This window comes from Cellulosimicrobium sp. RS, assembly GCF_046159675.1.
In the GTDB taxonomy this organism is placed as follows: domain Bacteria; phylum Actinomycetota; class Actinomycetes; order Actinomycetales; family Cellulomonadaceae; genus Cellulosimicrobium; species Cellulosimicrobium funkei.
In genome coordinates this window covers 285,704-306,753 of record NZ_JBJXVU010000005.1, presented here as the reverse complement: position 1 = coordinate 306,753, position 21,050 = coordinate 285,704, and the positions used below count along the sequence as shown (strand labels likewise).

The following is a 21,050-nucleotide window of genomic DNA, read 5'->3' as shown; positions in this document are numbered from 1 at the left end:
CGCCTGGTGGAACCTCGTCAACTGGTCCGACGCCGAGGCCCGCCTCCAGCGCGCCAAGACCCAGACCGCCGGGCTCATCGTCCCCTGACGACCCCGCCGCACGACACCCGGTCGGCGAGCACGACCCTGCTCCCCCACCACAACGAGGTTGGTCCCGCTATCCACCGGATAGCGGGACCAACCTCGTTCTCAGCGGCCGCCTCGGGCCACGACACCGTCAGTCCGCGGTCACGAAGAGGTGGCGCGTGACGTCGTCGGGCAGGTCGAGGACGGTCAGGGCGCCCTCGCCCGACGCGGTGACGACGCCGTCGCCCACCGTGACCACGAGGGTCCGGTGCGGCAAGACCCCCGCCTCGGCGAACCGCGCGAGCAGCTCGACGTCGACCTGGATCGGCTCGGCGATGCGCTGGAGCACGACGCGCACCTCCGTGCCCGGCACCGCGCCGCGCGCGACGAGGTGCGCACGCAGGGACACGACGCCCTGGAGGTAGCCGACCTCGGGCAGGTCCTCGCCGAGCTCGCGCAGGCCGGGGATGGGGTTGCCGTACGGGTCGTGCGCCGGGTGGTCGAGGAGCCCGACGAGGCGCCGCTCGACGAGGTCGCTCATCACGTGCTCCCACCGGCAGGCCTCGGTGTGGACGTGCTCCCAGTCGAGCTTGATGACGTCGGTGAGCAGGCGCTCGGCGAGGCGGTGCTTGCGCATGACGCGCACCGCCGTCTGCTGGCCGAGGGCCGTGAGCTCGAGCTGGCGGTCACCCCCGACGACGACGAGGCCGTCGCGCTCCATGCGCGCCACGGTCTGCGAGACCGTCGGCCCCGAGTGCCCGAGGCGCTCGGCGATCCGCGCGCGCAGCGGGGGGATCCCCTCCTCCTGCAGCTCGTAGATCGACTTCAGGTACATCTCGGTGGTGTCGATCAGGTCGGTCACTCGGCCTCCCGCGGCAGGTACGCACTCTTCTCTGGAACCATTCCAGTCTAGCGCTCTCTCATCGACACGATGATGTGTCTCTTGCTCATACTGTGCGTCACACACTATGGTGTGTGACATGACCGATCCCGAGATCTACGCCGGGCACAGCCAGGAGGTGCGCCGCGGCTCCGTCGTCGTCGCGAGCCTGCTGCTGCTGCGCACGCCCGGCTACGGCTACGGGCTCCTCGAGGCGCTCGCCGCAGCGGGCGTCCCCGTCGACGCCAACACGCTCTACCCGCTCCTGCGCCGGCTCGAGAAGCAGGGCCTCCTCGTGAGCGAGTGGAACACCGACGAGGCGCGGCCGCGCAAGTTCTACCGCACCTCCCCCGCGGGCGAGCGCTTCGCCCGCGACCTGCTCGACGAGTGGCTCGCGATCGCACGGAGCCTCCAGACCATCGACTCCCAGGAAGGCACGTCATGACGCTCACCGACCGCTACGTCGCCGCCACGCTGCGCCGCGTCCCCGCGAGCCAGCACGCCGACCTCGAGCAGGAGCTCCGCACGTCCGTCGCCGACGCGGTCGAGGCCAAGGTCGAGGCCGGCGCCGACCCGGCCCGAGCCGAGACCGACGTCCTCAACGACCTCGGCGACCCCGACCGCCTCGCGGCCGACCTCGCCGGTCGCCCGCTGTACCTCATCGGGCCGACGCTCTACCTCGACTGGCTGCGCCTCCTCAAGACGCTGCTCTGGGTCAGCCTCATCCCCGGGGCGATCGTGCTCGTCACCGACCTCGTCGACGGCGCCACCGTCGGGTCGGCCATCTGGAGCGGCATCTGGACGACTGCCTCCGTCGCCCTGCAGATCGCGTTCTGGACGACGCTCGTCTTCGTCGTGCTCGAGCGCTACGGCAGCCCACGCAGCCAGGACGACCTCACCGGCCCGTGGACGGTCGACCGTCTCCCCGCCGAGCGCGCGCCGCGCGAGATCTCGCTCGTCGACACGGTGGCCTCGGTCGGCCTGCTCGTCCTGGTCGCCGCGGCACTCCTGCTCCAGCCCTCGATCGCGTGGTTCCGCGGCGCGGACGGCGACGTGATCCCGGTCCTGCACCCGGACCTGTGGCCGCTGTGGACCGGCGCGCTCCTCGCGATCGTCGCGGCCGAGATCGTGCTCATGATCGTCACGTACGTCCGCGGCCGGTGGACCGTCGGCCTCGCCGCCGTCAACACCGTCACAGGCGTCCTGTTCGCCGGCGCGATCGTGTGGCTCGCGAGCACCGACCGCCTCGTCAACCCCGCGTTCCTCGAGGCCTCCGGTGCCGACTCGCTCGCGTGGCTCTCGAACGCGATCGTCGCGGTGACCCTCGTCATCGCGGCGTGGGACGTCGTCGACGTGTGGGTCAAGGCTCTGCGCGGTCGCCGCGCCTAGGCTGACCCAATGACCCGCTCCCGCCTCGACAGCACCCGGCGTGCGGTCGAGGCGGCGGCGTCGCGCGAGGGGTTCGCGCTCGACGCGGCGCAGTCCGCGCTCCTCGACCGGCTCGTCCGGCTCGGGGAGGAGCTCGCCGGGGCCCGACGGCGCCCCGTCCGCGGCCTGTACGTGTGGGGCCCCGCGGGGCGGGGGAAGTCGTGGCTGGCGGGGGCGTTCTTCGCGGCCGTCGCGGACGGGCTCCCCGCCGGCGCGACCAAGCGGGTCCACGTGTACGACCTGTTCCGCGAGCTGCACGCGGCGATCCACGCCCGACGGGTGACCGCCCTCACCGGGCCGCGGCCCGCCGTCGGGCAGGGTGGCCCGACGCGCGGGTGGCGCACCCGGGCGACCGCGCCGGTCGCGGAGCCGACGCCGCCCAGGCCGTCGGAGGAGTCGCCGGAGCCACGCCCCGGCGCCGTCGACTCCGCGATCGACGGCCTCCTGCGCGGGACGACGCTGCTCTACCTCGACGAGCTCCACCTCCACGACACCGGCGACGCGACCCTGCTCACCCGGCTCCTGCGCCGGGCGTTCGCGGCGGGCGTCGTCGTGGTCGCGACGTCGAACTACGAGCCCGGCACGCTGCTGCCGAACCCGCTGTGGCACCACGTCGCCGAGCCCGGGATCGCCCTCCTGCGCGCGCACCTCGACGTCGTCGAGCTCGCCGGGCCCACGGACTACCGCACGCTCGGCGGGCGCGGTCGCGCCGGGTTCGCCGCGGGCGCGTGGCTCCGCCCCGGCACGACGGCGCAGCTCGACGCCCGCGGCCTGCGCCGCCCGGGTGCGGACGAGGCGACGGCGGTGCGCACCGGGTCGCGCACGTTCCCCGTGACGGCGGCGCGCGCGGACGAGCTGTGGGTGACGTTCGACGACCTCGCGGGCCGGCCGACGTCGACCCTGGAGTACCTCGACTGGTCCGTGCGCTTCCGCCGGTGGGTCGTCACGGACGTCCCGCTGCTCACGCGCGTCGACCGTGAGGCCCAGCAGCGGTTCGTCGCGGTCGTCGACGTGCTGGTCGACGCGGACGTCGAGCTCGTCGTCACGTCGCCGCACGCGCTCGGCACGTTCCGCACCGCGCTCCCCGACCGCCCGGACGCGTTCCGCACCGCGAGCCGGCTCCAGCTCCTCACCGAGGACGCGGTCGGCGCCGTCGCGGCGGACGACGTCCCGCACGCCTGACCCAGCGCGTCCCCGGGCTCGCGTGCGGGGGTGTCGTGGGCGACGGTTACGATCGGCCGCAACCGACTCGACTGGAGGCACCTGGTGGCACGCTCCGACGGCACCGACGACGGCGGCGCGCGCGGGCAGCGCGGGCCCCGCGCGGCGGACGCGCTCACGTGCTCGTTCTGCGGCAAGTCGCAGCGGCAGGTGAAGCGGCTCATCGCGGGCCCCGCGGGCGTCTTCATCTGCGACGAGTGCGTGGCCCTCTGCCTCGAGATGGTCGAGGAGGACCGTGAGGCGGAGTCCGCCGAGCAGGACATCGTCACCGGCAGCGGCCCCCTCCCCACGCCGCACGAGATCTTCGCGCACCTCAGCCGCTACGTCGTCGGGCAGGACGGCGCGAAGCGGGCCCTGGCCGTCGCGGTGCACAACCACTACAAGCGCGTGCGCGCCGCGGCCGCCGCCGAGGAGGCGGGCGAGGCCCTCGCCACCGACGACCCGGACTACGTGGAGCTGGCGAAGTCGAACATCTTGTTGATCGGTCCGACGGGGACGGGCAAGACGTATCTGGCGCAGACGTTGGCGCGGATGTTGAACGTGCCTTTCGCGATCGCGGACGCGACGGCGCTCACCGAGGCGGGGTATGTCGGTGAGGACGTGGAGAACATCCTGTTGAAGCTGGTGCAGGCGGCGGACTTCGACGTGAAGAAGGCTGAGACGGGCATCATCTACATCGATGAGATCGACAAGGTGGCGCGCAAGGCGGAGAACCCCTCGATCACGCGGGACGTGTCGGGTGAGGGTGTGCAGCAGGCGTTGTTGAAGATCATCGAGGGGACGTCGGCGTCGGTGCCGCCGCAGGGTGGTCGTAAGCACCCGCACCAGGAGTTCATCCAGGTGGACACCTCGAACGTGCTGTTCATCGTGGCGGGGGCTTTTGCGGGGTTGGACGACATCGTGGCGGCGCGGGCGCGCAAGCGGGGTGTGGGTTTTGGTGCGCCGATCGAGACGGGTGCGGGGGAGGACCTGTTCGCGCAGGTGCGCCCCGAGGATCTGCACCGGTTCGGGTTGATCCCGGAGTTCATCGGGCGCCTTCCGGTGATCGCGTCGGTGGCGGCGTTGGACCGGGAGGCGTTGGTGCGGATCCTGACCCAGCCGCGGAATGCGTTGGTGAAGCAGTATCAGCGGATGTTCGCGATCGACGGGGTGGAGCTGGAGTTCACCGCGGGTGCGGTCGAGGCGGTCGCGGAGCAGGCGTTGTTGCGCGGGACGGGGGCGCGGGGGTTGCGCGCGATCATGGAGGAGGTGTTGCAGCAGGTGATGTTCGACGTGCCGTCGCGTGATGACGTGGAGCGGGTCGTGATCACGCGTGAGGTCGTGCTGGACAACGTCAATCCCACGATCGTGCCGCGCACCACGACCGCGCGCGCCCGCACCCCGCGCGAGAAGTCCGCCTGACCCCGACGACCGTCGACCGGACGACCGGGTGAATTCCGTTCGACCGGTGCTGGGGCGCTCACCACGCCCACCTAGCATGTGCCCATGAGCACGCCCGATGGTTCTCCGGCACCCGGTTGGTACGACGACGGCAGCGGGACCGGTGTCCAGCGGTACTGGGACGGATCGTCGTGGACGCAGCACACGATCCCGGCCCCGCAGAACCAGCCTGCCGCTCCGGGAACCGGCTACGGCGCCCCCGGCGGCGACCCCTCGGCAGCAGCCTACGGAACCGCCTACCCGGGCGCGACGACGGCCACCGCCCGCACGGTCCACCCCCTCGGCTGGGTGGCGCTGGCCGCCGCGGTCGTCGGGTTCGTCTTCGCCTGCATCCCCGGCGCGCTGATCATCGGCTGGGTCCTGCTCCCGATCGCCTTCATCCTGTCGATCATCGGGTTCTTCGTGCAGGGTAAGAAGTGGCCGGTCGTCACGGCGCTCGTCCTGTCCGTCGTCGGGACGATCGTCGGGTTCATCGTCTTCTTCACCGTGGTGAGCGACTCGGTGGACGAGGCCTTCGGCGGCTCGGACGTCACCGTGACCACCCCGGACGCCGAGGACTCGGCGCCTGCCGAGGACGAGGGCGCGGCGGAGGAGACCGAGACGGACACGGAGCAGGAGGCGGCCTCCGAGCCGGGCAGCCGCGACAACCCGGTCCCTATCGGCAGCGTCATCAGCGGCGACGACTTCGACGTGACCATCAACTCGGTGCAGCTCGACGCGACGGACGCGGTCATGGCACCCGACCTGTACAACGAGCCGGCCCCCGAGGGGTTCACCTACGCGCTGATCAACGCGACGATCACCTACACGGGCGCGGAGTCGAGCTTCGCCATGGCGGTGGGCATCGACTACGTCGCCAGCACCGGCGAGGTCCTGGCCGCGTACGACACCTTTGCGCTCCCGCCGGACCCGAGCCTCGGTATCGACGAGCTGTACACGGGCGGCACGACGACCGGGAACACGGTCATCGCGGTCCCGGCGGGAGACCCCGGCCTGATCCGTGTGACTCCGGGGTACTTCGCCGACGAGGTGTTCGTCGCCACCCAGTAGGGCTGTCCTACGCGGTCCGCAGCCAGTCGCGTGCCGCGGCGACGAGGAGCGCGACGCCCAGGTCGAGCGTCGGCTCGGGGACGGGCGCGAAGTACGGGGAGTGGTTCGGGGCGACGCCGTCGGGCAGGTTGCCCATGCCCGTCGCGGTGGACAGGTCGAACGCGGCGAACAGCGCGGGGTCGAACCCGCCGAGGTTCCAGTAGACGAGCGGCACGCCGGCGGCCGTGGCGAGGTCGCCGACGTCCTCGGAGCCGGGCAGCGGCGGCAGCGACACGACCGCGGCCCGCCCGCCCGCGGCCTCGATGCGGTCGTGCTGCTCGTCGAGCGTGCGAGCGAGGACGGCCCGGGTGCGCTCGGCGGCGGCGGGGTCGTTGGCCATGAGGTCGAACGTCGAGACCTCCTCGTACTCCGGCGCCTGCGGCGCCCCGGACGCCGCGGCCTCGGCGTCGACGATGCGGTGGATCGCGTCGAGCACGCGACGGCGCACCTGCGGCGTGAAGGACCGGACGTTGACGAGCAGCTCCGCCGACCCCGGGATGATGTTGGCCTGCGTCCCGGCGCGCAGGGCCCCGACGGTCACGACCGCGGACTCCCGCGCCCCCACCTCCCGCGACACCACGCCCTGGAGCCGCATGACCGTCGCGGCCGCCATGACGACGGGGTCGACCGTCGACTCGGGGCTCGAGCCGTGACCACCCTTGCCGTGCAGGGTGACGCGGAACGAGTCGGTCGCGGCCATCGCCGGCCCGGCGGTGAGGTTGACGACGCCCACGGGCAGGGGCATGACGTGCTGCCCCAGGACGACGTCGGGCCGCCCGCCGGTCCGGTCGAACAGCCCGTCCGCGACCATCGCCCGCGCTCCCCCGCCGACCTCCTCGGCGGGCTGGAAGACGACGACGAGCGTGCCCGACCACGTGTCGCGGTGCGCGGCGAGCTCGGCCGCGGCGCCGAGCAGGCACGTCACGTGCACGTCGTGGCCGCACGCGTGCATGGTGCCGGACTCGTGGCCGTCGGGCGTGGTCGCGGTGTCCGTCGAGGCGTAGGGCAGGCCGGTGAGCTCGGTGACGGGGAGCCCGTCCATGTCGGCACGCAGCAGGACGCGCGGCCCGTCGCCGTTCGCGAGGACGCCCGCGACGCCGGTCCCGCCGATCCCCTCGTGCACGTCGTACCCCCAGCCGCGCAGCCGCTCGGCGACGATCCCGGCGGTCCGGTGCTCGGCGAACGCGAGCTCGGGGTGCCGGTGGAGGTCGGTGTAGACGTCGGTGAGCTCGGCGGTGGTCAGCGGGGTCGCGGTCATGCACGCATGATCCCGCGCCCGGCGACGGGCGGCGACCGCGCGCGTCAGCCCACGAAGAGGCAGAACGGGTGACCGGACGGGTCGGCGTAGACGCGCAGCGGCTCGTCGGGGTCGTCGGACCGGTCGAGCAGCAGCCGTGCCCCGAGCGCGAGGGCGCGGTCGTGCTGCCGGTCGAGCTCCGCGACGTCGGGCACGGTGCAGTCGAGGTGCAGCTGCTGGGGCACGCCGTCGTCGGGCCACGTCGAGGGCGGGAGCGCCCCGACCTGCTGGAACGCGAGCTGGACCCCGCCCGGTGCGGCGCGCAGCACGAGCCAGTCCGCGCCGTCGGGGTCGGGCTCGCCCGCGGCGGGCGGCTCGTCGCCCGCGCGGTACTCGAGCCCGAACAGGCCGCGGTAGAACTCCGCGAGCGCGCGGGCGTCGGTCGTGTCCAGCACGACCTGGGCGATCCGGGGGAACACGTCGGCCACGGTGACCACCTCCGCTCGCCACCGTCGCGCCGCGCCCGCGCGCTCGCAAGCAGGTGCGGTCGCCGCACGCGAGGATGGGACCGGACGACGGCACACCACCCACCGGGAGACGACGTGACGGACCAGGACGGGCGCCTCGCGCGGCACGTCGCGGAGGCGGCCGACGCGTGGCTGCGCGACCCGCTCGACGCGGGGCTGTACCGGCGCCTCGTCGACGCGACGCTCGCCTGGCGGGCCGGCGGGGGCCGCGTGGTGCAGGGGCTGCCGGAGCCGGGTGCCGTGCCCGGCGCCCCGCCGGGGGACGGGCCGACGGCGCCACCTCGCCCGACCGTGGGCACCCCGGACGACGACGAGCGCTACCTGCGGCCCGACCGCGCCCCGCGGGCCGTGGGCAGCACGCTCGCCGACGTGGCGAACCTGCTCCGGGCGCGCGCCGGCGCGGCGGACACGGAGGGCACGGCGGACGTGGCGGACACAGCGGACGACGAGCGCCCCTGACAGCCGTCGGCCGCCGTCCGCCCGCGCCACGGCACGCGGCGACGCCGACGCGTCAGCCGGTGGCGCAGGTGGGCGTCGGCGGCTCGCCCGCGAGGCGCGCCTCGGTCCAGCGCACGAGGTCGGGGGCGAGCGGCGAGTCCGCCTGGACGAGGCCGACGTGGTCCCGCCCCTCGTACGTGCGGTAGTCGACCGGCTGCCCGGCCGCGCACCGCTCCCCCACGTACGCGTCCTGCGTGCTCGGGAGGACCAGCGGGTCCGACGCCCCCTGCGCGACGAGCAGCGGCGCCTCGACCGCCCCGGTCGGCACGTTCTCGGCGAGCCGCTCCCCCAGGGCGCCGTCCGTGGGGTCGGTCGTCCACAGCGGCTGGTCCATGGACAGCGCCTCGGCGACGGAGACGAGCGCGCCCGGCTCGGACAGGCAGCGGGACGCCATCTCGTGCACGACGAGGCGCGCCCCCGGGCGCACGGCCTCGATCGCGTCCGCGTCGGGGTAGGCCGCGTCGTACGCCGCCACGACGTACGACGCGAACACGCTCCCCCCGGGCACGTTCTCCAGGTGGGACACCATGGCCGTGAGGTCGCTCGCGGGAGCGAGCGCGGCGACGCCCGCGAGCGGCACGTCGGGGGCGTACGCGGGCGCGGCGGCGCCTGTCCACAGGGCGGCGTGCCCGCCCTGCGAGTGGCCCCACACGACGGTCTGCTCGCCGAGCGTCGCATCGTCGAGGGCGCGGGCCGCGCGCACTGCGTCGAGCACGGAGCGGGCCTCGCCCTGGCCGACGAGGTACGGGTGCGGTCCCGGCGTGCCGAGCCCGGCGTAGTCGGTCGCGACGAGGGCCCAGCCGCGCGCGAGCACGTCGTCGAGCAGGAAGAACGCGCCGGACTCGAACGGCTCGTCGAGCACCGACGGCGCGCACCCGCGCGCGAAGCCGGTGGTGCCGTGCGCCCACGCGACGACGGGCGGCGGCGCTCCGCCGTCCGTCCCGACGCCGTCGGGCACGACGACGAGGCCGCTCGCGACGGTGGGCTCCCCCTCGTCGAGCGTCGTCGTGTAGAGGATGCGCCAGGCCGTCGCCCCGTCCGGGATCTGCCGCGTGAACGGCTCGGCCCGCAGCAGGCTCCCGGGCGCGTCCGGGGGCGCGTCGGGCGCGTCGTAGAACGCGTCGGCGTGCGGCGCGGCGCGCTGCACGGCGACGCTCACGCCCGTGAGCCCCGCGGCCGCGACGAACGCGAGCACGGCCCCGACGAGCGCGGCCGGGCCGCGGCGCGCCGACCGGGACCGGCGCGACGGCGCGGCGACGGTTTCGGGCGGACGGCGCGCGGCGCGCGCACGGCGCACCCCGGCGACGAGCAGCCGCACGCCGAGCAGCACGAGGCGCACCCCCAGCACCACGGCGACGACGAGCACGGTCACGTCCGGCCAGACGAGCGCGAGCGCGCCGAGCAGCACGGACGCCGCGCCCACCGCCACGCGGGCCCAGCGGTCCGTGCCGGACGACCGGACGCCGTCGACCACGTCGAGGACCCCGGCGACGACCAGGCCGACGCCCACGAGCAGCGCGACAACCCCGATCGTCGGCGCGGGCCACACGAGCACGGCGACCGCGAGGGCGAGGAACAGCAGCCCGCGCACGACGCGCAGGGCGCGGGGGCCGCGCGCGTCCGGGGGGGCGCCGCCGTCGCCGACGAGCTCGGCGACGCCGAGGACGGCGAACGCCGCGACGACCGCGACGACGAGGACCGCGAGCGAGGCGAACGGCCGCAGCACGACGGCGGCGCCGAGCGCGGTCGCGGCGGCGCCCAGCACGACGGCGGCCCAGGGCGGCAGGCGGTCCCCGAGGTCGCGCAGCGCGCGGCGCACCCGGGCGGTGGTTCGGCTCACGTCGCGACCGTAGCCACGCGTCCCGCAGGGCGCGCGCGGAGCGCGTGGCGCAGGCCGGGAGGGGTCGGCGGTCAGACCGCCTCGGGCGCCACCTGGCGCGCGAGCTCCTCGACGATGCGCACGTCGGCGTCGAGCCACGGCACGTCGAGCCAGCGCCCGGCGTCGAGCCAGGTCAGCTCGTCGTGCTCGACGAGCGGCTGCGGCTCTCCCGCGGTGACCCGCGCGAACCACAGGCGCATCACGTGGCGGTCGGTGATGATCCAGGCCCCGTGGTCGGGGCCCACGATCTCGTCACCGAGCTCCACGGCCACGCCGAGCTCCTCGCGGAGCTCACGGTGCAGCGCCTCCGTCGGGGTCTCGCCGGGGTCGACCTTGCCCCCGGGGAACTCCCAGCGGCCCGCGAGGTGCGACGGACGGGACCGGCGCGCGCTGAGCAGGAGCCGCGGGGCGACGAGATCGTCGACGATCGCCGCGGCCACCACCAGTCTGCGCAGAGTCATACGCGGAGTGTCGCACGGCGTCGTGACGTGCGGGTGACGCGACCGTGACCGCGGCCTGCGAGGGCCGCGGAGCCGTTCGTCAGCGCAGGCCGGCCGCCCGTGCCCAGGCCACGGCCTCGGCACGGGTCGAGACGCCGAGCTTGCGGTAGAGGCTGCGGACCTGCGACTTGACCGTGTTGCGCGTGACGAAGAGCTTGGTGGCGATCTGCTCGAGCGTGACGTCCTCAGACAGGTTCGACAGGACGACCCGCTCCCGGCGGGTCAGCGGAGCGATCGGTGTGGCGATCCGCTCCGACGGGGCCGCCACGGGGCGGACCAGCTCGATGGTGCTCATGTTCTCCTCCAGATGCTCTCCGGTCACGTCATCCCCACGTGGCGAGTTCCGGTTGGTGCTACATGAAGGGATGGGACAGGAGTCGTTTCATGACGCGACTTCTCGCGACGAGTTTCAGGACGTTCGTCCAGCCCGGGACGAAGGTGCCGCCGGAGCGGCGTCGGTGCAGGTCAGACGAGGTGCTGGTACGAGAGCAGCAGCAGCGCGACGGCCGTGTAGTCCTCGACGGAACCCGTCGAACGGGTCACGACGCTCACGCTCATCTGCTCGACCGTCGGGAGCATTCCCTGGGCGAGGTCCTCCTGCAGCGTGCGCTCGACGGTGTCGCTCAGCGCTGCCATGGCGGCGTCGATGCTCGCCTGCGGTCCCGACGTGAGGTAGGTCGGCGTCGGGACGCGGGGCCCGTGGCTCGCACGGGTCTCGCGTCGGGTCGGGCTGTCGGGCGACGTCACGGTGTCGATCATGGGAGTACCCCCCTGCCAGTCCGGGGGACCGTCCCCTCGGCACCCACCACCCTGGTGCGCGGTCCTCGGGGGAATCCCACGTCCGCCGCAGGAGAACCTCAAGATTTGCTCAAGACTCGGGGTTCGTGCCCTCCCGGGCGCCGTCGGTCAGGGCGCGCAGGCGCTCGAGACGTGCCGGCACCGCGGCGAGGTCGCTCCCGCGGAGCGCCGCCTCCAGCGCACGCGCGGCCGCGGTCGTGTCGTCGTCGCCGAACGTCCCGGCAGACCCGGCGACGGCGTGGCACAGCGCCGCAGCCTCCAGGACGGCCTCGGCCGAGGGCTCCTCCGCGCCGTCCGCCCCGGGCCCCAGGAGGCGGGCGGCCTCCTCGACGCGGGCCGCGTTCCGGGCGCGCGCCCGCTGCCGCAGCACGACGAGCGCGGCGTCGAGCCGGTCCTCCGCACGGCCGTCGGGGCCGGCCGTCACGGCTCCCACCCGAGGAGCGCGCCGAGCCGGGCCGCGAGGTCGAGAGCGTCGAACGGCTTCGTGATGACGCCGGCCGCGCCCAGGCCGTCGAGGCGCGAGATCTCTCCCGCGCCGACCTTGGCGGTGAGGAAGACGACCGGAACGTCACGCAGCGCGGGGCGCGTCCGCAGGCGCGCGAGCACGGTGGGCCCGTCCACGACGGGCATCATCACGTCGAGCACGATCGCGTCGGGCCGCACGCGCTCGGCGAGCGCCGCGCCCTCGTCGCCGTCGGCGGCGACGTGCACCTCGTAGCCGCCCACCACGTCGAGCGCGAGCTCGACGACCTCGCGGATCGACGGGTCGTCGTCGATGACGACCACGCGCCGCCTGGTCTGCCCTTCCGCGTCCATCGTCCCGACGCTAGCCGAGAAGCCCGTGCCCGGCAGCGCGCGCCCACGGGCGGTCCCCTACGCTCGACGCATGGTGGGGCAGCGGGGACCGGCGGAGCGGACGCACGACCCCTTCGTCCTCTGGTGCTGGGTGGTCGGCGTCCTCCTCGTGCTCCTCGCCGCGGTCCTCGCGAGCCCCCTCGACGCCGAGACGCGACGCACGGTCTCGCAGGCCTCGATCGTGAGCGCCGGGGCGATCGCCGCGGCGAGCTGCGGGTGGCGCGCGGCGCGCTCGACGGGCCGACGGCGTCGGGCGTGGAGCCTGCTCGCGCTCGGCGGGGTGGTCGGTCTCGTCGGCAACGTCTACGCGGGGCTTGTCGACAACCCGTCGACGGGCGACTACGCCTACATCGCCGCGCTGATCCTCGGCATCGTCGGGCTCGCGTTCTTCCCCACCGTGCGCCCGCGCGGCAAGGAGATCGGGCGGATGCTGCTCGACAGCGTCGTCGTCGGCGGCTCGGTGCTCTACATCGCGCTGTACGCGGTGACGCTCCGCTCGGCCGAGGCCCCGCCGACCGGCACCACGGCCGTCACGGCGTACACGCTCCCGGTGGTGGACGCGCTGCTCGCGACCTTCGCCGTCCTCGTGATGACCCGCTCGACCGCCTCCGAGCGGGTGCCCCTCGTGCTCGTGGGCAGCGGGTTTGTGCTCTACGCCGTCGCCGACGTCGCGTTCGCCCTGCTCTCGGCCGACGGCACGTTCACGTTCGGCAGCCCGATCGACGTCGGGTGGGTCGGCGGGTACCTCATGATCGCGCTCGCCGCGCGGCACCGGGCGGCGAGCGGCAGCCCGGTGGCCGACGAGCGGGCGCAGGGGTCCGCGATCCTGGGCACGACCGTGACGTTCTGCCTGTTCCTCGCGGCCGCCCTGATCCGGGTCGTGCAGTCCTCGACGGGCTTCACGTGGGCCCCGAACGCGCTGTGGGTCGTCGTGCTGCTCGCCGTCGTCGCACGGCAGATCCTCGTCGTCGCCGACAACGAGTCGCTGCTGCACGGCCTGGAGCGACGCGTCGAGGAGCGCACGTCCCAGCTCCGCGCGCTCGCCGGCGAGCGCGCACGGACGCTCGAGTCCGTGGCGGACGGCATCTACGGCGTCGACCCCGACGGCCGCGTCACCTTCGTCAACGCGGCGGCGTCCCGCACGCTCGGCGCGAGCCAGGACTCGCTCATCGGCCGGGACGCGCACGCGCTCTTCCACGCGCCGGACGCGGACGGCAACCCCTACCCCGCCGAGTCCTGCTACATCCGGGAGGCCGTGCGCGACGGCATCACCGCGGTCGCCGAGCAGGACGTCTACCTCCGCGAGGACGGCTCCGAGGTGGCCGTCGAGGTCACGGCGAGCCCGCTCAAGGACGACGGCCGCACGCTGGGCGCGGTCGTCGTGTTCCGCGACATCACGGACCGGCGGGAGGTCGAGCGGCTCAAGGACGAGTTCGTGTCCGTCGTGAGCCACGAGCTGCGCACGCCCCTCACCGCGATCCGCGGCGCGCTCGGCCTGCTCGACAGCGGGGCCCTGGGCACGCTCCCCGAGCGCTCGGCGCGCATGGTGCACGTCGCGCGGTCCAGCAGCGACCGCCTCAACCGGATCGTGGACGACATCCTCGACATCGAGCGCATGGACTCGGGCACGACGCCGCTCGAGCGGGCCGACCACCGCGTCGCCGACCTCGTCTCGACGGCCGCGGAGCCGGTCGGGCTGCTCGCGCGCGACGCCGGCGTCGAGATCGTGCAGGAGGACACCGACGAGGTCGTCGCCGTCGACGGGGACCGCGTCGTGCAGATGCTGACCAACCTGCTGAGCAACGCCGTGAAGTTCTCCCCGCCGGGCGGGACGGTCCGCGTGTCCGCGCGCTCCGCCGGGGAGATGGTCGAGCTCCGCGTCGAGGACGAGGGGCGCGGCATCCCGCCGGACAAGCTCGAGGCGGTGTTCCGGCGCTTCGAGCAGGTCGACGCGTCGGACTCGCGCGAGCGGGGCGGCAGCGGGCTCGGCCTGGCGATCTCGCAGAGCATCGTGGAGCGCCACGGGGGCCGCATCTGGGCCGAGAGCCGCGGCGAGGGCATGGGCGCGACCTTCCGCGCGACCCTCCCCCGGCCGGAGCCGGTCCTCGACCCGGCCGACGACGTGCCCGCGACCGCGCCCGGCGACCAGCGCCCCCGGGTCGTGGTGGTCGACGACGACGCGTACGTCGTGGACGTGCTGCGCGCGGTCCTGGAGTCGCGCGGGTACGACGTCGTCGGGGTGACCGACGGCACGCTCGCCTTCGCGGCCATCGAGGCCGCCCGGCCCGCCGCCGTCGTGCTCGACCTCGCGATGCCGGGGCGCGACGGGCAGGACGTGCTCGACCGGGTGCGCCGGAGCGCCGCGACGGCGAACGTGCCCGTCGTCATCGTCTCGGGCTCGCAGCCCTCGAAGGCCCAGGCGACGGCGTCGCTCGCCGACCGCTGGCTCGTCAAGCCGGTCGCGCCCGCGGAGCTCGAGCGCACCGTCAAGGAGGCCGTGAGCCTGCGCCCGCACCACGAGCACGTGCTCGTCGTCGAGGACGACCCGGAGGTCGGCGAGGTGGTCCGGGCCGTCCTGCAGGGCGCGGGCCTCGTCGTCACGCTGGCACGCAGCGTCCACGAGGCGCTGGAGGTGCTCGCGGGCGGCGACGACCCGGCGCTCGTCGTGCTCGACCTCACGCTGCCCGACGGCGCGGGCCGCGAGGTCGTCGACGCGCTCCGCCAGGACGGCCGCCTGAGCCGGGTCCCGCTCGTCATCTACAGCGGGGCCCGCCTGGACGCGCACGAGCGTGCGGACCTCCGGCTGGGAGATACCGTCTACCTGCGCAAGGGGAGCACCGCCCCCGAGAAGCTGCTGGAACCCGTGCTCGACCTCCTGGACACGGCCGCGGGCCGCTGGGGCACGGCGCACGACGACGGGGCGAGAGCCTCGAGGACGGAGAACACATGACCGCGGGACCCATCATCTACGTGAGCCACGGGACGGGCACGGGGCGGACCGAGCTGTCCGCGTTCGACGCGGCGCTCACGGACGCCGGCGTCGGCGACTTCAACCTCGTCCGGCTGAGCTCCGTCGTGCCGCCCGGGTCCCGCGTGGTCGAGGTGGACCGCCTCGAGGAGGGGTACGGCGGGCACGGCGACCTCCTCTACTGCGTGTACGCCGAGGCGCACGCCGTGATGCCCGGCCACGAGGCGTGGGCGGGCGTGGCGTGGTCGCTGCGCGACGACGACAGCGGTGCCGGTCTGTTCGTGGAGCACGAGGCGCCGTCGCACGAGCAGCTCGAGCTGGACCTCACGCTCAGCCTGGAGGACCTGGCCGCGACGCGCGGCAACCGGTTCCACCCGGCCGGCCGCCGGGTCGCCGGGGTGCGCTGCGAGTCGCTGCCCGTGTGCTCCGTCGTCGTCGCCGCGTACCGCCGCGAGGGCTGGGACGGGGAGACCCGGTGACGGCGCCGGCGCGCGCGGGCGCGGGGCGCGCCGCGGTGACGTTCGAGCAGGCCGTGGACGGCGAGCTCGCCGACCGGTTCTGGGAGCTCTACCTCGAGGCGTTCGAGCCGCTGCGGACCCGTGCGGCCGCCCGGCACGTGCTGCACCGCGAGGAGTTCGACGAGGAGATGAGCGACCCGCGGGTGCTCAAGCTCCTCGCGCACGACGACGACGGCGCGGCCGTCGGGCTGACGACGCTCGCGACCGACCTCGCGGCCGTCCCGTGGGTGAGCCCGGAGTTCTTCGCGGCGCGCTACCCCGAGCACGCGGCGCGCGGCGCCGTCTGGTACATCGGCTTCACGCTCGCGCACCCGGGCCGTCGTGCGAGCCGGACGTTCATGGACATGATCGACGCGCTCGTCGCGCACCTCGCGGAGAACCGCGTGGTGTGCGCCTACGACGTGTCGCGGTTCAACGACGACTCGCTGCGGTTCGCGGACAACCTGCGCCGCCACCTCGAGCGGACGCAGGACGTCGAGGTCGAGACCGTCGACCAGCAGACGTACTACGCGACGACGTTCCGCTGACCGTCCCGCCGACCGTTCCGTCGATCGTTCCGTCGACCGTTCCGTCGACCCTGTGCCGGGGCGGTCCGCGCCGCCCCGGCACGGTCGTCAGCTGCCGACGTGCGCCGCGTACTGCTCGGCGGTGAGCAGGTCGCCCGTGTCGACGACGTCGACCTTGAACAGCCAGCCGTCGGTGTACGGGTCCGAGTTCACGACGGCCGGGTCGTCGACCGCCGCCTGGTTCACCTCGACGATCGTGCCCGTCACGGGCGAGAAGAGCTCCGACACGGACTTGGTCGACTCGACCTCGCCGATGACGCTCCCGGCGGTCACCTCGGCGCCCACCTCGGGCAGCTCCAGGTAGACGATGTCGCCGAGGGCCTCGGCAGCCGTCGCGGTGATCCCGACGACGGCGGGCGTCGAGCCGTCGATCCACTCGTGCTCGGCCGTGTACTGCAGGTGCGCCGGGAACTGGGCCTCGGTCATGGGGTTCTCCTTCGGGACGACGGGGCGGTCAGGACTGCTGGGGACGACGGTAGAACGGGAGCGGCACGACGACCACGGGCTCGGCCCGGCCGCGCACGTCGACGGCAAGCTCGGTGCCCTCCGCCGACAGCTCGGGCGTGACGTACGCGAGGGCGATCGGGTGGCCGAGCGTCGGTGACGGCGCGCCGGACGTCACCGTGCCCACGCGACGCGCGGACTCCCCCACCGCTCCCCCGGCGTCGACGCCGTCGCCCGGCAGCACGACGGCGTAGCCCGCCCGCGCGGGCCGCCGCCCCAGGCCCCGGAGCCCGACGAGCACGCGCGCGGGCGGCGACTCCCGGCGCGCGGCGAGCGCGGCGCGGCCGACGAACTCGAGCGGCGCGCCGTCGGCGTCGACCTTGTCGAGCTTCACGACGCGCCCGAGCCCCGCCTCGTACGGCGTGGTCGTGGTGTCGAGCTCGTGCCCGTACAGCGGCATCCCCGCTTCCAGGCGCAGCGAGTCGCGCGCGGACAGGCCCGCCGGGACGAGGCCGAGCGGCGCGCCCGCGGCGAGCACCGTGCGCCACAGGTCGGCGGCGCGGTCGGCAGGCACGAACAGCTCGAACCCGTCCTCCCCCGTGTACCCGGTGCGGGCCACGAGCGCGTCGACCGGGCCGTCGTCGGTCCGCAGCACGAGCGGCGCGGCCGCGTAGTACCGGAGGTCCCGCACGGTCTCGGCGGCGACCGGGTCGGCCGGGTCCGTGAGGCCCGCGACGATCTCCTCCGCACGCGGGCCCTGGACCGCGACGAGCGCCGTGCCCGCGCCCTGGTCGGTGACCGTCGCGTCGAAGCCCGCGGCCCGCTCCACGAGCTCGCGCGCGACGAGGTCCGCGTTCCCCGCGTTCGCGACCACGAGGAACCGCTCGTCCGCGAGGCGGTACACCACCAGGTCGTCGAGGACCGCGCCGTCCTCCTGGCAGATCATCGTGTAGCGCGCCCGGCCCGGCGCGACCGCGGACAGGTTCCCGACGAGCGCGTGGTCCAGCGCGGCCGCGGCCTGCGGTCCCGCGACCTCGATCTCGCCCATGTGCGAGAGGTCGAACAGGCCGGCCGCCTCGCGGACGGCGCGGTGCTCCGCGAGGTCGGACGTGTACCGCAGCGGCATGAGCCACCCGCCGAAGCTCGTGAGGTTCGCGCCGAGCGCGACGTGCTCGTCGTGCAGCGGGCTGCGGCGCTCCGCGCTCTCGGTCGTCCCGGTCTGCTGCTCGGTCATGCGAGGTCTCCCGTCACGTAGGACTCCAGGGGCGGGCACGAGCACACGAGGTTGCGGTCGCCCCGCGCCCCGTCGATGCGGCGCACCGGCACCCAGTACTTCCCGGCGCGCAGGCTCGCGACCGGGTAGGCCGCGAGCTCGCGCGAGTAGGGCTTGTCCCAGTCCTCCGCCACGAGCGCCGCCGCGGTGTGCGGCGCGCCGCGCAGCGGCGACTCCTCGACCGCCCAGCGGCCCGACGCGACCGCGTCGATCTCGCCGCGGATGGCGACGAGCGCGTCGATGAACCGGTCGAGCTCCGCGAGGTCCTCGCTCTCCGTCGGCTCCACCATGAGCGTGCCCGCCACGGGGAACGAGAGCGTCGGGGCGTGGAACCCGTAGTCCATGAGCCGCTTCGCCACGTCCTCCGCCGTCACCCCCGTCTCCGCGGTGATGGGGCGCAGGTCGAGGATGCACTCGTGCGCGACGAGGCCGTTCGGCCCCGTGTACAGCACCGGGTAGTGGTCGGCGAGACGGCTCGCGATGTAGTTCGCGGTGAGCACCGCCGTCTTCGTCGCCTCCGTGAGCCCGTCCGGGCCCATGAGCGCGACGTACGCGTAGGAGATCGGCAGGATCCCGGCCGAGCCGTACCGCGTCGCCGAGACGGGCGTCGCGGCGGACGCGCCCGGCGCCAGCGGGTCGCCCGGGAGGAACGGCACGAGGTGCTCGCCGACCGCGACCGGGCCGACCCCGGGCCCTCCCCCGCCGTGCGGGATGCAGAACGTCTTGTGCAGGTTCAGGTGCGAGACGTCGCCGCCGAACTCCCCCGGTCGCGCGAGCCCGACGAGCGCGTTGAGGTTCGCGCCGTCGATGTACACCTGGCCACCTGCTTCGTGTACGAGGTCGCACACCTCGCGGACGTGCTCCTCGAAGACGCCGTGCGTCGAGGGGTAGGTGATCATGATCGCCGCGACCCGCGGCCCGTGGTCGGCCAGCTTGGCGCGGAGGTCGGCGAGGTCCACCTCGCCGCTCTCGGCGGTCCGCACGACCTCGACCTTCAGGCCCGCCAGCGCCGCCGACGCCGCGTTCGTGCCGTGCGCCGACGCGGGGATCAGGCACACGTCGCGCTCCACGTCACCGCGAGAGACGTGGTACTCGCGGATCGCCAGCAGGCCCGCGAACTCGCCCTGCGAGCCCGCGTTCGGCTGCACGGAGACGCCCGCGTACCCCGTGATCTCCGCCAGCGCCGACTCCAGGCCGCCGATCAGCTCCTCGTAGCCGCGCGCCTGGTCGGCGGGCACGAACGGGTGCAGATCGGCGAACCCCGGCCAGGAGATCGCCTCCATCTCGGCCGTCGCGTTGAGCTTCATCGTGCACGAGCCCAGCGGGATCATCGTCCGGTCCAGGGCGAGGTCCTTGTCCGCGAGACGGCGCAGGTAGCGCAGCATCGACGTCTCGGAGCGGTGCAGACGGAAGATCGGGTGCTGGAGGTACGGCGTCGTGCGGGTCGCCCAGTCCGGGAGGTCGTGGCCGGGCGCTGCGGCAGCGGCGCCGTCCTCGCTCTGCCCGGTCGCGGGGTCGACCCCGAACGCCCGCACGACCGTGGCGAGGATCGCCGACGTGGTGGTCTCGTCGCAGGCGATCTGTACATGATCTGCATCAGGGTTGTACAGGTTGACGCCGGCCGCTGCTGCGGCCTCGACGACGGCGGCGGCGCGGCCCGGGACCACGGCGCGGACGGTGTCGAAGAAGGTGGCGTGCTCGACCGTGACGCCGCCCGCGCGCAGGTGCTCGGCGAGGGTCGTGGCGTGGGCGTGGGTGCGCTCGGCGATCGCGCGGAGGCCGTCGGGGCCGTGGTAGACCGCGTACATCGAGGCGACGATCGCGAGGAGCGCCTGCGCCGTGCAGATGTTGCTCGTCGCCTTCTCGCGCCGGATGTGCTGCTCGCGCGTCTGGAGGGCGAGGCGGTAGGCGGTGTCGCCGTCGGCGTCGATCGAGACGCCCACGAGGCGGCCCGGCAGGGACCGCTCGAGGCCCTTGCGGACGGCCATGAACGCGGCGTGCGGGCCGCCGTAGAACAGCGGGACGCCGAACCGCTGGGCGGAGCCCACCGCCACGTCCGCGCCGAGCTCGCCGGGGGAGACCAGCAGCGTCAGGGCGAGCAGGTCGCTCGCCACCGTGACGAGCGCACCCGCGTCCTTGGCCTCCGCGACCACGGGCCGCCAGTCCACGACGCGACCCGACGCGCCCGACTGCTGGACGACGACGCCCACGAGGTGCGCGTCGTCGTCCACCTCGGCGGGGAACGCGCCCGCCGCGCGGGCGGCGGCGAGCCCGGCCTCCAGGCCGCCCGACAGGTCCGCGACCACCACGGGCAGGCCGACGGCCTGCGCGCGACCGAGCGTCACCGCGAGCGTCTGCGGGAAGAGGTCGGCGTCGAGCACCACGTAGCCGCTCTTCGCACGCGAGGCCCGCCACATGAGGGCGACCGCCTCCGCGACCGCGGTCGCCTCGTCGAGCAGCGACGCGTTCGCGACGTCGAGGCCCGTGAGGTCCTCGACGACCTGCTGGAAGTTCAGCAGCGCCTCCAGGCGGCCCTGCGAGATCTCGGGCTGGTACGGCGTGTACGCCGTGTACCAGGCGGGGGACTCGAGGACGTTGCGACGGATCACCGGGGGAGTGACGGTGCCGTAGTAGCCGAGCCCGATCATCTGCGTCTTGACGACGTTCTTCGCGGCGAGCGCGCGCAGGTGGTCGAGCACCTCCGTCTCGGTGCGCGCCGCCGGCAGGTCGAGCGGGCGCTCGGTGCGGATCGTCGCGGGCACGGCGGCGTCGACGAGCGCGTCGAGCGAGGCGTAGCCGAGCTGGTCGAGCATGACCTGCACCTCACGGCCGCGCGGGCCGAGGTGGCGCGGCGCGAACGCGC

At 74.4% G+C, this 21,050-nt stretch carries 21 protein-coding genes and 1 pseudogene; 10 read left to right on the top strand and 12 right to left on the bottom strand.

The window, feature by feature from the left end; translation table 11 throughout:
- Positions 1–88 (top strand): annotated as a pseudogene (locus tag ACI769_RS10485) (superoxide dismutase); the annotation flags it as partial.
- Positions 89–217: 129 nt separating this feature from the next.
- On the opposite strand, the gene ACI769_RS10480 reads toward ACI769_RS10485, so the two are convergent.
- A complete protein-coding gene (locus ACI769_RS10480) occupies positions 218–928 on the bottom strand; it encodes a metal-dependent transcriptional regulator (protein ID WP_043659817.1) in 711 nt (236 codons plus the stop codon).
- Between the two features lie 118 nt (positions 929–1,046).
- Between ACI769_RS10480 and ACI769_RS10475 the strand changes: the two genes are divergently transcribed.
- The 5 genes from ACI769_RS10475 (at position 1,047) to ACI769_RS10455 (ending at position 6,085) form a co-directional block, all read left to right on the top strand.
- Entirely contained in the window at positions 1,047–1,391 is a 345-nt protein-coding gene (locus tag ACI769_RS10475) for a PadR family transcriptional regulator (protein ID WP_043659819.1), read from the top strand.
- A complete protein-coding gene (locus ACI769_RS10470; RefSeq protein ID WP_409141559.1) occupies positions 1,388–2,335 on the top strand; it encodes a permease prefix domain 1-containing protein in 948 nt (315 codons plus the stop codon). Before ACI769_RS10475 ends, ACI769_RS10470 begins: the two co-directional genes overlap by 4 nt.
- A gap of 9 nt (positions 2,336–2,344) precedes the next feature.
- Complete coding sequence (zapE, locus tag ACI769_RS10465) at positions 2,345–3,556, top strand: cell division protein ZapE (protein ID WP_409141558.1); 1,212 nt, start codon at positions 2,345–2,347, stop codon at positions 3,554–3,556.
- 84 nt (positions 3,557–3,640) lie between these two features.
- Positions 3,641–4,996 (top strand): ATP-dependent Clp protease ATP-binding subunit ClpX, encoded by a 1,356-nt coding sequence (clpX, locus tag ACI769_RS10460; protein WP_409141557.1) that lies wholly within the window; start codon positions 3,641–3,643, stop codon positions 4,994–4,996.
- An 84-nt stretch (positions 4,997–5,080) separates the two neighbouring features.
- Positions 5,081–6,085: a DUF2510 domain-containing protein gene (locus ACI769_RS10455; RefSeq protein ID WP_409141556.1), complete on the top strand. Its 1,005-nt coding sequence runs from the start codon at positions 5,081–5,083 to the stop codon at positions 6,083–6,085.
- 7 nt (positions 6,086–6,092) lie between these two features.
- Here the strand turns inward: ACI769_RS10455 and ACI769_RS10450 are convergent, their stop codons facing one another.
- Positions 6,093–7,382: an amidohydrolase gene (locus ACI769_RS10450; RefSeq protein WP_409141555.1), complete on the bottom strand. Its 1,290-nt coding sequence runs from the start codon at positions 7,380–7,382 to the stop codon at positions 6,093–6,095.
- Positions 7,383–7,426: 44 nt separating this feature from the next.
- The gene (locus tag ACI769_RS10445) at positions 7,427–7,849 is read right to left on the bottom strand and encodes a VOC family protein (protein ID WP_043660025.1); all 423 of its coding nucleotides are present in this window, start codon (positions 7,847–7,849) and stop codon (positions 7,427–7,429) included.
- 114 nt (positions 7,850–7,963) lie between these two features.
- On the opposite strand from ACI769_RS10445, the gene ACI769_RS10440 reads away from it, so the two are divergent.
- Positions 7,964–8,347, top strand: a complete 384-nt coding sequence (locus ACI769_RS10440) for a hypothetical protein (RefSeq protein WP_409141554.1) — start codon at positions 7,964–7,966, stop codon at positions 8,345–8,347.
- A 52-nt stretch (positions 8,348–8,399) separates the two neighbouring features.
- Here the strand turns inward: ACI769_RS10440 and ACI769_RS10435 are convergent, their stop codons facing one another.
- The 6 genes from ACI769_RS10435 to ACI769_RS10410 all read right to left on the bottom strand — a co-directional run bounded on the left by ACI769_RS10435 (position 8,400) and on the right by ACI769_RS10410 (position 12,379).
- Complete coding sequence (locus tag ACI769_RS10435) at positions 8,400–10,226, bottom strand: lipase family protein (RefSeq protein WP_409141553.1); 1,827 nt, start codon at positions 10,224–10,226, stop codon at positions 8,400–8,402.
- A 71-nt stretch (positions 10,227–10,297) separates the two neighbouring features.
- The gene (locus tag ACI769_RS10430; protein ID WP_085386939.1) at positions 10,298–10,726 is read right to left on the bottom strand and encodes a (deoxy)nucleoside triphosphate pyrophosphohydrolase; all 429 of its coding nucleotides are present in this window, start codon (positions 10,724–10,726) and stop codon (positions 10,298–10,300) included.
- Between the two features lie 79 nt (positions 10,727–10,805).
- The gene (locus tag ACI769_RS10425) at positions 10,806–11,060 is read right to left on the bottom strand and encodes a helix-turn-helix transcriptional regulator (RefSeq protein ID WP_043653127.1); all 255 of its coding nucleotides are present in this window, start codon (positions 11,058–11,060) and stop codon (positions 10,806–10,808) included.
- Positions 11,061–11,230: 170 nt separating this feature from the next.
- Complete coding sequence (locus tag ACI769_RS10420) at positions 11,231–11,524, bottom strand: hypothetical protein (RefSeq protein WP_043653125.1); 294 nt, start codon at positions 11,522–11,524, stop codon at positions 11,231–11,233.
- A 109-nt stretch (positions 11,525–11,633) separates the two neighbouring features.
- On the bottom strand, positions 11,634–11,987 hold the full coding sequence (locus tag ACI769_RS10415) for an Hpt domain-containing protein (protein WP_409141552.1): 354 nt from the start codon (positions 11,985–11,987) through the stop codon (positions 11,634–11,636).
- Complete coding sequence (locus ACI769_RS10410; RefSeq protein WP_043653120.1) at positions 11,984–12,379, bottom strand: response regulator; 396 nt, start codon at positions 12,377–12,379, stop codon at positions 11,984–11,986. The genes ACI769_RS10415 and ACI769_RS10410 overlap by 4 nt, the downstream gene beginning before the upstream one ends.
- Before the next feature lie 70 nt (positions 12,380–12,449).
- On the opposite strand from ACI769_RS10410, the gene ACI769_RS10405 reads away from it, so the two are divergent.
- From ACI769_RS10405 to ACI769_RS10395, 3 genes are read left to right on the top strand one after another with little or no spacing between them, the layout of a single operon-like run.
- Positions 12,450–15,368 carry a response regulator gene (locus ACI769_RS10405; protein WP_409141551.1) on the top strand — a complete coding sequence of 973 codons (2,919 nt, stop codon included), beginning with the start codon at positions 12,450–12,452 and terminating at the stop codon, positions 15,366–15,368.
- On the top strand, positions 15,365–15,865 hold the full coding sequence (locus ACI769_RS10400; protein WP_043653117.1) for a pyruvoyl-dependent arginine decarboxylase: 501 nt from the start codon (positions 15,365–15,367) through the stop codon (positions 15,863–15,865). The genes ACI769_RS10405 and ACI769_RS10400 overlap by 4 nt, the downstream gene beginning before the upstream one ends.
- Entirely contained in the window at positions 15,862–16,431 is a 570-nt protein-coding gene (locus ACI769_RS10395) for a hypothetical protein (RefSeq protein WP_409141550.1), read from the top strand. Before ACI769_RS10400 ends, ACI769_RS10395 begins: the two co-directional genes overlap by 4 nt.
- An 87-nt stretch (positions 16,432–16,518) precedes the next feature.
- Here the strand turns inward: ACI769_RS10395 and gcvH are convergent, their stop codons facing one another.
- The 3 genes from gcvH to gcvP are packed head-to-tail and all read right to left on the bottom strand — an operon-like array spanning position 16,519 to position 21,000.
- The gene (gene gcvH, locus ACI769_RS10390; RefSeq protein WP_144722886.1) at positions 16,519–16,896 is read right to left on the bottom strand and encodes a glycine cleavage system protein GcvH; all 378 of its coding nucleotides are present in this window, start codon (positions 16,894–16,896) and stop codon (positions 16,519–16,521) included.
- Between the two features lie 28 nt (positions 16,897–16,924).
- Positions 16,925–18,148 (bottom strand): glycine cleavage system aminomethyltransferase GcvT, encoded by a 1,224-nt coding sequence (gene gcvT, locus ACI769_RS10385; RefSeq protein WP_043653114.1) that lies wholly within the window; start codon positions 18,146–18,148, stop codon positions 16,925–16,927.
- A complete protein-coding gene (gcvP, locus tag ACI769_RS10380; protein WP_370512515.1) occupies positions 18,145–21,000 on the bottom strand; it encodes an aminomethyl-transferring glycine dehydrogenase in 2,856 nt (951 codons plus the stop codon). The genes gcvT and gcvP overlap by 4 nt, the downstream gene beginning before the upstream one ends.
- Positions 21,001–21,050 lie beyond the last annotated feature (50 nt).